The following is an 11,466-nucleotide window of genomic DNA, read 5'->3' as shown; positions in this document are numbered from 1 at the left end:
ATATGCAGACGACGATGAGCGCGCTACCGCCTGTTTGCGACACGCCGCGAATGCGTCGCGACCCAGTTTGGATCAGGGAAAATCTCTGCGGTCAGGCGAAGGCCCAGATGTCCTCGGCCTGGAAACCGACCTGATAACCGGCGGTCTTGAGCTTGACCACGACCTGGCCGATCTCCGGAGCGGGCAGTGCGCCGACCTCGACCTTGATCATGCCCGGACGGTAGCGTTGGAGATCGAGTTGCTCGAAGACCATCCAGTCTGCGCCCTCGCAATCGACGAGGAAGGCGTCGATATGGCTGATGCCGTTGCGGTCGAGCAATGTCTGCAAGGTCTCGGACGGCACTTCGATGTCCCTGAGATAGGGCGCGAATTTGTTGAAATTCACGTCATCCTCGCCCCAGGCATTCTTGCCCGACATCAGGTTGGTGTCGGTAACCGAGGAGCAGCCGATGAACTCGATCGGCAGCGTGCCGGCCTCAAGCGCGGCGGCATCGAAGGTGTGGACGGTGATCGTCCCCCTTATTTTCGTGACGGCAACCGGCTCGATGATGAAGCGGCTGGTATCGGGATAATTGGCGCGCAGGCGCTTCTGGTTATAGGGGATCGGCTCGACCAGCAGGGCACGGGCGCCCGGTATGCGATGCAGCCACGGCGTGACGTCGTCGAACAGGGCGCCGTCGCAGGCACCGACATTGACCATCTGGAAAGGCCGCCTTGTCCCGCCGAAGCGCGCTTTCAGTGCCGCCCCGGCCAGGAATTTCGTGCCGCGCAGCGACGGACCGCGGTCGAGCAAACCAGCCGGAAGGCCAAGCGACAGCGCGATGCGCGTCAGGCTGGATAGCGAACTCATGGCGTGTCTCCGGGAATGGCATGCAAGGCGGCGCGGTGCTGGCCGCGGGCGATCGTCGCCCACAGCGCCATGAAAGGGGCGGCCAGCAGCAGGAATGGCGGGACCAGATGCGGGAAATAGATGCGCGTGTCGTGGATCGGGAAGACGGTGAATTTAGCCAGCGCGCCGAGCACGAGCGCCGCGAACAGAATGCCGGCGCGTCGGTTGATCCGGAAGCCGGCACGGCCGACCGCGTACCAGCCGGCCAGCGCCAGCACCGAGACGCCGACCCAGCTGTTCAGGTTGACGGCGCGCAGCAGCGATGCGGCAAATGCCTTGAGATAGGCAACGACGGAGAACGGCGGCTCGAACCCGTCCATATTGTAGTGCTGCTCGACGCTGGAGAACCACAGATGCGGCCACCAGCCAGGATGATGCGCCCAGTGCGAGATGGCGAAATAGGCGACGAAGGACGCCGCAAAACCGACCAGCGCACCCCATGCCTGCTGCCGGAAGGCGATGAGCAGAACGGCGAAAACGGCAAGAAAGACAATATTGTCCGGCCGCACCATGAAGGCGAGGAAGAGCAGGATCGCCGTCGCCGCCTCGCGGCCCCTGACATAGGCGTAAAGCCCGCCGAGCAGCAGCGCCGAAGTCAGCAGATCCGGCGTCGAGGCGCGCGCCGCATCGCCGAAATCGGCCATGATCAACACCGCGCCGATCACCGGCGCCAGCGCCAAGGCCTTTTCCGAGCGCAGCCAGAGCAGCGTGATCGCGCCGAACAGCAGCACCGAGGCCACCTGCACCAGCCGCATCGCTTCGACCGGCGACATCGCCGCGCTCAGCGTCGACAGGATCTCGGCGTAGAGGAACTTGATCCGGTACATGCCGAGCAGCGAATGGAAGTCGGCGGCATTCTCCGCCATGTGGCTGCGGAAGCCGCCGCCATCATCGGTCAGCGTCTTGTAGTCACCTGCCGAGACCCCGGCCTTGACGGTGTTGTAGGCATAATCATGCAGCGCCTGCGCATCGGGGTATGTGCCTTCCTCTGATATGGCGAGATAGGGAAGCATGTCCCAATTAGAATCGGGCATCACCCAGGCCGTCAGCGCCGTCAAAAGGATGTAGAGCGCGAAAGCCGCCGCGCCGATGGGTGCCGCCAGCCGCGCATAGGTCCCCTCGCCCCACGCCAGGCCGGCCGCTGTGAGCCGGTCGAGCGGGTTTTGCGGAGTGGGCGACTTGGTCAGCATCGTCGTGGGGCTCAACGAACCTGGCTTTTGACGAAATCCTTCACGATTCCCACAATGCCGCGCGACAAAAGGCTGTCGAAAGCATCGACGAACCGGTCGACATGCTCGCGCTGGCAGATCAGCGGCGGCTCGAGCCGGATGACGTTGCGGTTGTACTCGGTGAAGGCGACGAGCACGTCATAGTCACGCAGCAGCAGCGCGCCGATGAAGCCCGACAGCGAACCCTTCAGCTTGTCGTCAAGCACGCTGACCACCGGCCGCAACACGGTCGGCAATGTCTGCGAGAAATCATGGAACTCGAGCCCGATCATGAGCCCCTTGCCGCGGACGTCCTTGATGATCTTGGGGTATTTGTCCTTCAGTGCCTGGAGGCGCTGCAAAAGGTACTCGCCGGTAGCGGCGGCATTGTCGATCAGGCCCTCGTCATAGAGAACGTTGAGCGCTTCGATCGAGGTGACGCAGGCCTCGCCCATGCCGCCGAAAGTCGCCATGGCATGGATCATCGCCGTCTTCGGCGTGCCGTAGGCCTTCATATAGATCTCGCGCCTGGCGACCATCGCGCCGACCGCCGCCTTTCCGCCGCCGAGCGACTTGGCGAGCGCCGTCACGTCGGGAACGACGCCATAATGTTCGAAAGCATAGAAGCGGCCGGAGCGGCCATAGCCGCACTGCACTTCGTCGGCCACCCACAGCACACCGTATTGATCGCACAATGCGCGCAGCTTCTGCCAATATTCCGCGGGCGCCTGGATGATGCCGCCGCCGCCCTGGATGGTTTCCAGCACGATGACGCCGATCTCGGGATCGGCGCGGAATGCGCGCTCGACCGCTTCGATGTCGGCGAACGGAATCCGGACCGCATTGTCCGCCACCTTGAAATCGGCGCGGTAGAGCTGGCCGTCGGTGATCGCCAGCACACCCTTGGTCTTGCCGTGGAAGGAATTCTCGGCATAGACGATTTTCGGCCGCTTCGGGCCGGCGGCACGCTCGGCGAGTTTTACCGCCGCTTCCATCGCTTCCGAGCCGGACGAGCCCAGAAACACCATGTCGAGATCGCCGGGCGAACATTTGGCGATGTTGTGGGCCAACGCGGCCGCATATTGCGACATGAAGGCGATGGCGATCTCCTGGCGCTTCTCCTCCTGGAATTTCTTGCGCGCTTCGAGGATGCGCGGATGGTTGTGGCCGAAGGCCAGCGAACCGAAGCCGCCGAAGAAATCCAGGATCTTGCGGCCGTTCTGGTCGATGTAGAACATGCCCTCGGCGCGCTCGATCTTGATCTTGTGGAAGCCGAGCAGCTTCATGAAATGCAGCTGGCCCGGGTTGAGATGCGCCTTGAACAGGTCGGTCATCGCAGCGACGTCCATCGCCTTGGCCTGCTCGACGCTGATCAGGTCAGGCTTGGCGATGGTGGCTGGCGACAGCGCCGGCGCGCTGACCATGGTGCGCGCGCTCGCCTGATCGGGCTTGGCCATGACGGTCATTTCAATCTCCTGTCCGCGCGCAGGATCGGGGATCGTGCGCAGATGAAACTGTTGGCGGGCTGCTATTCGGCGGGCACATGTTTGGTGGCGACGGCGTGGCCGGCCTTCCTGGCGCGGTATTCGCTGTAGGCGGCGATCAGCATGTCCTCGTCGCGATGTTGCGGCACCCAGCCGAGTTGGCGTCCCGCTTTGGAGACGTCGAGCACGCACTCCTCGTCGGCGATCAGATATTGCTCGGGATCCATAATCGGCAGGTTCATCAGGTCGAGCAGGTCGAGCGTGCGCTTCACCGCCCAGCCCGGCGTCGGAATCAGGATCGATTTCGAACCGGCATGCCTGATCAGGTCGCCGAGCAATTTCCTTACCGGCGGCGGGTTGAGCGAACCCAGATTATAGGCCTCGTTCGGTACGCCGGCTTTCCAGGCCGCGCGGGCAGCTTCCGCACAATCGAAAACAGAAATGAACTGGTATGGATTCCGGCCCGAGCCGATCATCGGCACCGGAAGGTTCCAGTCGATCAGCTTGAACAGTTTTTCAAGGATGCCGAGGCGGCCGGGACCGATGATCAGGCGCGGACGAAACAGCGAGATCGACATGCCGCGCTTGCGCCATTCGGCGGCCAGTTCCTCCGTCTTCTGCTTCGACCAGCCATATTCGCCGAGCGGCGCGACCGGATGCTCCTCGGTCATCGGGAAGGTGACCGTATGGCCGTAGATCATGTCGGTCGTGTAGTGGACAAGCCTGGGTGCGCCAGCCTTGTCCATCGCCTGCATGATATGCTCGGTGCCATGGAAATTGACCGGAAAGAAGAAATCGTGCCGCTTGGCGCGCACCTGGATCGGCGACAGCATCTTTGCCGACAGATTATAGACCATGTCGTCGGCCTTCAGCCCAACCGCCGCCACCGATGCGGGATCGGTCACGTCGCAATGGACGAAGCCGACGTTGCGGTAATGCGCAAGATCGCTCTTGACGATGTCGGCGACGACAACCTCCTCGCCATCCGCCACGAGCTTCGGGGCAAGGTGGCGACCGACAAAGCCGTCGCCGCCGAAAATCAGATGTCTCATCGAACGATCTCGCTGGTGCCGATCTTGTCGGAGGTGATGGAAACGGTCTGCTCGTCATGCCCGTGGTCACCCAGGTCTCGGCCGCTTTGGGCGATCAGCACTGTGCCCACGCAGATGCAGCCGATACCCGCGATGCGCCAGCCATTGAGGTCCTCGCGAAAGACGAAATAGGCGAAGACCGCGACGGCGACATAGGCGAGGCTAAGGAACGGATAGGCAAAGGAAAGCTCGACCTTGGACAGCACGTAGAGATGCGAGGCCATGGAAATGACGAAGGTGCACAGGCCGAGGAACACCCAGGGGCTGAAGACGATCTGCAAAAGCCTGATAAGCGGGTTGGCGCCTTCGAACGAGATCGGCCCAAGCGACATCATGCCTTGCTTCAGCATCAGCTGCGCGGCCGCATTGGTCATGACCGTAAAGAGAATGAAGACGATATATTTCATGTCCGTTCACCCACCCGTGACGCCTTCTATTACAAATCCGAAAAGATTTCGTGAACTCACAAGGACGTTTTGAGTAAATCTTCTCGTTAACCGATCGCTAACCACGATCCATTTCAATTTTATCTATTCGGCGGCCTCGGCACCCCGCCTTCGCAGGTCGATGTTTTTGGCTGTGCGCGCCCAGAAGCCGGACATGAAGGCCGGGTCGCGCTGCGCCTCCAGCCGTGACCACTCCGGAAAGGACGCGGCGAAGGTCGCGGCGCTCATACGCGCATCCTTGTAGGGGTTGACTGCCCCGCCGGCTCCGATGGCGATGCGGTCGAGTTCGTCCAGCAACGCCAGGGTCGCGGCTCCCCTGTTGGGGAAATCCAGCGTCAGCGTGTAGCCAGGTCGCGGGAAGGAGAGCAGCGCCGGGGATCGGACGCCGCCGAAGCGTTTCAGAACGGTGAGGAACGAGCCCTGCCCGGCCCGCCTGGCAGCCGCGAGCAGCGCCGGCACCGCTTCACGCGCGGCTTCTTCCGGCACAACGCTCTGGTGCTGGAACAGCCCGTTCGGACCGTAAAGCCTGTTCCAATCGCGCACACCGTCCAGCGGGAAGAAGAAGTCCTGGTAGCCGACCTGGTGCGGCGCGGCAGAGCGGCCCTTCCGCCATCGGTAGGCCGCATTGAAGGCGCTCAGGAACGGCCGGCTGAGCACATTGAAAGGCGGCTGGAACGGCACCGCGAAATTGCCGCCGGCACGCGCGGCGGTGTGCGAGCCATGCTCGGCGTGGTTGCCTGTGAACAGCAGGCCGCGCCCGCTGCCCCGACCGCCGGCGAGCTGATCGATCCAGGCGACGGCATATTCATTGGCCTGGTCCGCCGCCTCGGCCAGGTCGAAAAATTCGCCCAGGTCGCGAAACGGCGTCACCTTCTCGATGATGTCGAGGGAATGCACCCGCATCAACCGGATCGAGGCCGACAGGATCAGGCCTGTCAGCCCCATGCCGCCGATCGTCGCCCGGAACAACCGCGGATTGTCCGTGGCGGAGCAGCGGTAGGTCCGTCCATCGGACCGCAGCAGCGTGAGGCTTTCGACATGGCAGCCGAACGTGCCGCGCCGGTGATGGTTCTTGCCGTGGACGTCGTTGGCTATGGCGCCGCCGAGCGTGACGAACTGCGTGCCCGGAACGACTGCCGGGAAGAAGCCGTAGGGCGCGGCGTGGGCAATGACGTCGGACAAAAGCACGCCCGCATCCGCTTCGAGAAGGCCGGTCTCGGCATTGAAGGCGCGGATGCGGTTCAGCGGCCGCATGTCGACGACCGCGCCGGCCTCGTTCTGGCAGGAATCGCCGTAGGATCTGCCATTGCCATAAGCAAGCAGCGAGGCTTGCCTGGCCTGGCCGCCCTTCAGCAACACGATCGCGTCATCGATGCCGATGACGCGGGGCGCGGGCAACGTCGCGCGCCCGAAGCTGTCGAAGCGCTCGCCGGCCATGTCTACCAGCCCCCAATCACCAGCAGCACGGCGCCGATCAGCACCACGATCTGGCTGCGCCAGTCGCGGATGATGAACACGACCGGATCGTCATGCATCTCATCGCGACGCGCCAGGATCCAGACCCGCATGGTGAGATAAAGCACGATCGGCGGCAGCGGCCAGATCAGCCAGGGATGCGGGTAGAGCTCACGCACCGCGACACTGTCCATGTAGAGCGCCAGCACCAGTGCCGAGGAGAAGGCCGAAGCCATGCCGGCCTGAGCGACGATCTCCTGGTCCTCGGTGCGATATCCGCGCCCGGCAATGCGCTCGCCGGGTGGAATGGCCGTGGTGCGCAATTCGACGAAGCGCTTCACCAGCGCCAGCGACAGGAAGAAGAAGATCGAGAAGGCGAGCAGCCAGAACGAGACCTCGACGCCGGTCGCGGCCGCGCCCGCCAGAACGCGGATCGTGTAGAGGCCGGCCAGCGTCAGCACGTCGACCAGCAGCATGCGCTTGAATGACAGCGAATAAGCCGTGGTGACAGCCATGTAGCCGCCGAGCACGGCGAGGAATTCGGGCGCCAGAAACAGTCCTGTGCCGATGCCGATCGCCAGCAGCACCGCGATCGCGCCGATCCCGAACGGGATGGAGAGCGCGCCGCTGGCGAATGGCCTGTTACGCTTGGTGGCATGCTTGCGGTCAAGCGCCAGGTCGAAGAAGTCGTTGAGGATATAGATGGCCGACGCCACCGCGCTGAACGAGATGAACGCCAGCACGCACTCCCAGATCATGCCGGCGTTGAAATATTCGTGCGACAGCACCATCGGCACCGCGATCAGCGAATTCTTCAGCCATTGATGCACGCGCAGCATTTTGACGATGGTCCGCAATGTCGGTTTCGGCGCCGACATGGTTTCGGCGCCATGCGCAGCCTGCCAGCGCGCGGCGTGGCGATCCGGCGCCACCACGATCGCGCTGCGTGCCGCATCAAAAACCTGGAGATCATGGCGGCTGTTGCCGGCATAGTCGAAGCCGCCATCGCCATAGGCCGCGACGAGCGAGGCACGCTTCTTGCCGGAAGTCAGATTGTCGACCCCGTCCGTCGCCAGCACCCTGTCGAAGACACCGAGGTGGCGAGCGATGGCGTCGGCGAATTTGCGCGGCGTGCCTGTCGCCAGCACGATCTTGCGGCCTTCGGCATGCTCGGCCCGTATGCGGTCGAGCAATGGCGCGCGGTAAGGCAGCGACGCGGGATCGATATCGACGCGCTGGGCGATGGCTTGCTTCAGCCGGGCCGGCCCGGCGGCGGCCCAGAAAGGCACGAGGAAAATGTAGAGCGGGTTCTTCTTGAGAAGGATGAACAGTCCTTCCCATAGCAGGTCGGTCGCGATCAGCGTGCCGTCGAGATCGACCGCAAGCGGTATTGCGTTTCCGTCGGACCGCGCGTCCATGTCGTCCTGCCCTGCCTCGAACCCGCCGCGCCGTTTGTCGGCGTCTTCGCAAGACGTATAGCGGGGAGATGGCGTAACGAACGTTAAAACGCCCGGTTGTGGGCGGCTGTCACCGCGGCATTTCCCGCGTCATTGTTAAACAACCGCTACCGAAAACAATAAAAGGCCGGACAAATGTCCGGCCTCTCAAGACATGTCGGCAAAAATTACTTGATGCGGGCGACGCCGCCCGAGATCTCGACCGTTTCCGAACCGGTCAGGGCTTCGAGGTCGCCATTGGGCAAGGTGACGAAACAGCCATTCGGGCAAAATTCCACGGTTTCGCCGGCGGCCAACGCCAGGTCGGTCTTGCTGCCGCCTTCCGTCACGATCAGCGTGCGGGTCTCGGCGTCCTTGTTGACCGCGCTGGCGGAATGGGCCGACCCGCTCACGGCGAGCAAGGCGACGGCAGCGACGAGAGACTTCCACATGTGCAATATCGGTGTTCCCACCGCCTCTGTTGCATTTCGCAAGGCATTCTCGCCTTTGCATGGGAGCTTATATGAGATGGAAGCTGAACCGCAACTGAATGCCGCATTCATGCCGCAATTGGTTTGATGGCCTGAAACCTTCCGATCGCCGATCTAATCCGGATCAGGTTTCTTCGCCTTGCGTCCTGATTTGGAGAGACGTTTGGCCCCGGCCGCGGCCTCCGCCTTTGCTCGTTCCTGCTCGGCGAAATCGGCCTCGATCTTGTCGTCGTCGGTCGGCCAGGCCTTCGCATGCTTGGGCTCGACGACGGCGCGTGGCGTCGAGGGTATCTCGATATGCTGATCGCTGAATGTTTCCAGCACGGTGAAGCGGATGTCGTTCTGCACGATGTTGCCGTTCATCACATCGGCCAGGAACAGGCGGATCTCGAATTCCAGCGCGGCAGGCCCGAAATTGGAAAACAGGACGAAGGGTTCGGGGTTCTTCAGCACCAGCGGATGACCGCGGGCGATCTCGAGCAGGACGGCGTGCACCTGCTTGACGTCGCTGCCATAGGCGACGCCGACCTTGATGTCGATGCGGCCGAGCTTGTTGCGGTGCGTCCAGTTGCCGACGGCGTTGTTGATCAGGTTCGAATTGGGCAGGATCACCGACTGCCGCTGGAAGGTCTCGATCTCGGTGGCGCGCACGCTGATCTTCTTGACGGTGCCGCTGATGTCGCCGGCGACGATCCAGTCGCCGACCTTGAACGGCCGCTCGGCCAGCAGGATCAGGCCCGAGACGAAGTTCGACACCACGTTTTGAAGGCCAAAACCGATGCCGAGGGACAGCGCGCCGGCGACCAGCGCCAGGCTGGACAGGTCGATGCCCGCCGCCGAGATGCCGATCAGTGCCGCAAGTGCCACGCCGGCATAGCCGACGGCCAGCCGGATCGAGTTGCGCACCCCCGTGTCGACCTTGCCGCGCGCCATCACCGAACCGTCGAGCCAGCCCTGGAACCAGCGCGTCAGGAAATAGCCGATGATGAAGACGACGATGCCCGACAGGATGCCGGTGACCGAAATCGTCACCGAACCGATATTAATCCCGGTCGCCAGTTTGTACGCCCAGGCCTGGATGTCGCCCAGTTGGAAGCCCCACATCAACAGGATCAGCGGCAGGAAGACCAGCACGATCATCACGTTGATGGCCACGCTGACGACAAGGCCGAGCTGGTCGAGCGCGGTGTCCTCGTAGCTGGAATTGACCGACAGCCAGCGCCCGACCGACGTATTGGCGAAGGCGCCCTCGTCGCCGATCGCCTGTGCCGACAGGAAGCCGATATAAGCGGTGACGAGCGCCGTGCCGGTGACCACCACCTGCAGCGACACGAACAGCGCAAGGCCGATATAGCCAAGCAAGGCGGCTATGATGGTGAAGAGCCCCAGAGCCAGCGCCAGGTAGCGCAGCCATGCCGGCCAAGGCCGCCAGCTGCCGTCACGGGCCTTGAACGGCCGCAGCATCGCCATCAGGATCAGGATGATGCCGACGACGATGGTGGCCACGAAACTGCGCGCGATCGTCAGCGACAGCGGCGATCCCATCTTGTCGTTGATGACGGACAGGAAGGTGTTGACGCTGATGACCACGGCCATGGCGGTGGTCAGGCGCACCAGCCAACGCGCCGGGCCGGATTCGACCGGGATCAGGCGCCAGTTCGGCAGCCTCGGCTCGAGCGCCGCATTGGCCAGCCGATTGACGCAGAACACCACCCCGATGACCGTCGCCAGCGCGTTGAGGAAAAGGCCAATGTCGCCGCGCAAAACGTTGTAATAGTTGAAAAAGAAAATCGTCGATCCAAGAAAGGCGCCGACCGCCAGCGTCGGCAGCAATGTCGACCAGAAGGCCACCGACAGGCGGCTGAGATAGGACGGGTCCTCATTGGACGGATCGGCTTCGAACACCCGTCCAAACAACCGCCTGCCGCCGACCAGAAGCACCAGGGCCAGCCCGAGCGCCACGAAGGTAGCCGCCAGAATGGCCTGGAACTTGAACCTGAAGGCGAAGCTCAGCCAGGACGAGACCGCCTTGTAGAAATTGCCGAACTCGTCGCGGGCGTCGGAAAAGACCTGTGGGCTCAGCGCATCCGACAGCACATAGCGCTTGGTCAGGAGATTGCGGAAGAGCGCGCTGCGCATGTTGCCGATCTTGTCGATCATCCCGCTGATGCGGATCGACAGCGTCTGCGCCTGCGCGATGACCGCGTTGATCTCGGCCTTTTCGGAGACCAGCGCCTGGCGCTCGGTGCTGACGATATCGGGCTCGGGCGGCTGGCCGGCGGCGGGTGCCGGGCCGAGTTGCTCGAGCCGGCTGTTGATCTCGCTAAGGCGGGTGCGGAAGGCCAGCGCGCTGTTCAGCGATTGCCGCGACAACTCCTCGAGCTGCAGGCGGATATCGACGAGAGTGGCATCGTCATCACCGTCCTGCTGGATCTTCTTGTCGAAATTGTCGGTCTTGGTCGTCAGGTCCTGAAGGATTTTCTGCTGGTCGGCGACCAGTCCGGCAGGCGCCTGGCCAAGCCCTTGCGCCGACGCATCGAACGAAAGCGGCGCCGCAAGGACAAGCGCGAACATCAAGACGAGACGAAGCAATTTGAAAAACATGATTTGTTGGCGACTCAAGGCGGCAATGGCAATTGAATTTGCCTGTCCTTGATAAAGACGGCCATATCATGGGGCAAGCCGTCGCATCCGACCGCCAGGGCTCCGAACTCGGGGCAACAAAGACCTGACGACCGCCAGTCCCGTTGTGCCGGCAGCTTTATGATAGGAATTTCTTCTTGACTGGGTGAAGGCAGCTATGGTAGATATTCAGTCATGGTGCTGAGTTGCGCCAACGACCCGCCGCACAGGCGGGTTTTTTCGTTCAATGCTCCATCAACAGCGCGCCGGCGAAGGACCCCGTCACCCGGACTCGTCGCCTGATCCGACCGCACCTGCGCTGATCTGGCGGTGGCCGGAGCGTC

At 62.9% G+C, this 11,466-nt stretch carries 9 protein-coding genes; all 9 read right to left on the bottom strand.

Annotated features, from left to right (window positions below; translation table 11 throughout):
• Positions 1–91: 91 nt before the first annotated feature.
• Entirely contained in the window at positions 92–850 is a 759-nt protein-coding gene (locus tag FJ972_RS15510) for an FkbM family methyltransferase (RefSeq protein WP_140521114.1), read from the bottom strand.
• Positions 847–2,079, bottom strand: a complete 1,233-nt coding sequence (locus tag FJ972_RS15505; protein ID WP_140521264.1) for a DUF2029 domain-containing protein — start codon at positions 2,077–2,079, stop codon at positions 847–849. Before FJ972_RS15505 ends, FJ972_RS15510 begins: the two co-directional genes overlap by 4 nt.
• Positions 2,080–2,090: 11 nt before the next feature.
• Entirely contained in the window at positions 2,091–3,521 is a 1,431-nt protein-coding gene (locus FJ972_RS15500; RefSeq protein WP_181173456.1) for an aspartate aminotransferase family protein, read from the bottom strand.
• Positions 3,522–3,625: 104 nt separating this feature from the next.
• Positions 3,626–4,633 carry an NAD-dependent epimerase/dehydratase family protein gene (locus FJ972_RS15495; RefSeq protein ID WP_140521116.1) on the bottom strand — a complete coding sequence of 336 codons (1,008 nt, stop codon included), beginning with the start codon at positions 4,631–4,633 and terminating at the stop codon, positions 3,626–3,628.
• A complete protein-coding gene (locus FJ972_RS15490; protein ID WP_140521117.1) occupies positions 4,630–5,079 on the bottom strand; it encodes an EamA family transporter in 450 nt (149 codons plus the stop codon). The genes FJ972_RS15495 and FJ972_RS15490 overlap by 4 nt, the downstream gene beginning before the upstream one ends.
• A gap of 123 nt (positions 5,080–5,202) precedes the next feature.
• Positions 5,203–6,555 (bottom strand): FAD-binding oxidoreductase, encoded by a 1,353-nt coding sequence (locus FJ972_RS15485; RefSeq protein WP_140521118.1) that lies wholly within the window; start codon positions 6,553–6,555, stop codon positions 5,203–5,205.
• A 2-nt stretch (positions 6,556–6,557) separates the two neighbouring features.
• The gene (locus FJ972_RS15480; RefSeq protein WP_140521119.1) at positions 6,558–7,991 is read right to left on the bottom strand and encodes a UbiA family prenyltransferase; all 1,434 of its coding nucleotides are present in this window, start codon (positions 7,989–7,991) and stop codon (positions 6,558–6,560) included.
• A gap of 206 nt (positions 7,992–8,197) precedes the next feature.
• Positions 8,198–8,461 (bottom strand): hypothetical protein, encoded by a 264-nt coding sequence (locus tag FJ972_RS15475; RefSeq protein ID WP_140521120.1) that lies wholly within the window; start codon positions 8,459–8,461, stop codon positions 8,198–8,200.
• A 153-nt stretch (positions 8,462–8,614) separates the two neighbouring features.
• Positions 8,615–11,104, bottom strand: coding sequence for a mechanosensitive ion channel family protein (locus tag FJ972_RS15470; RefSeq protein ID WP_140521121.1), 2,490 nt, complete (start codon positions 11,102–11,104; stop codon positions 8,615–8,617).
• Positions 11,105–11,466 lie beyond the last annotated feature (362 nt).

The organism is Mesorhizobium sp. B2-1-1, assembly GCF_006442975.2.
Taxonomy (GTDB): Bacteria; Pseudomonadota; Alphaproteobacteria; order Rhizobiales; family Rhizobiaceae; genus Mesorhizobium.
This window is presented reverse-complemented; position numbering and strand designations above follow the sequence as displayed.

What these genes read in the sequence shown, in the direction of transcription:
- FJ972_RS15510 (WP_140521114.1), bottom strand. Translation starts at nt 850, where the DNA reads ATGAGTTCGCTATCCAGCCTGACGCGCATCGCGCTGTCGCTTGGCCTT.
- FJ972_RS15505 (WP_140521264.1), bottom strand. Translation starts at nt 2,079, where the DNA reads ATGCTGACCAAGTCGCCCACTCCGCAAAACCCGCTCGACCGGCTCACA.
- FJ972_RS15500 (WP_181173456.1), bottom strand. Translation starts at nt 3,521, where the DNA reads ATGGTCAGCGCGCCGGCGCTGTCGCCAGCCACCATCGCCAAGCCTGAC.
- FJ972_RS15495 (WP_140521116.1), bottom strand. Translation starts at nt 4,633, where the DNA reads ATGAGACATCTGATTTTCGGCGGCGACGGCTTTGTCGGTCGCCACCTT.
- FJ972_RS15490 (WP_140521117.1), bottom strand. Translation starts at nt 5,079, where the DNA reads ATGAAATATATCGTCTTCATTCTCTTTACGGTCATGACCAATGCGGCC.
- FJ972_RS15485 (WP_140521118.1), bottom strand. Translation starts at nt 6,555, where the DNA reads ATGGCCGGCGAGCGCTTCGACAGCTTCGGGCGCGCGACGTTGCCCGCG.
- FJ972_RS15480 (WP_140521119.1), bottom strand. Translation starts at nt 7,991, where the DNA reads ATGGACGCGCGGTCCGACGGAAACGCAATACCGCTTGCGGTCGATCTC.
- FJ972_RS15475 (WP_140521120.1), bottom strand. Translation starts at nt 8,461, where the DNA reads ATGTGGAAGTCTCTCGTCGCTGCCGTCGCCTTGCTCGCCGTGAGCGGG.
- FJ972_RS15470 (WP_140521121.1), bottom strand. Translation starts at nt 11,104, where the DNA reads ATGTTTTTCAAATTGCTTCGTCTCGTCTTGATGTTCGCGCTTGTCCTT.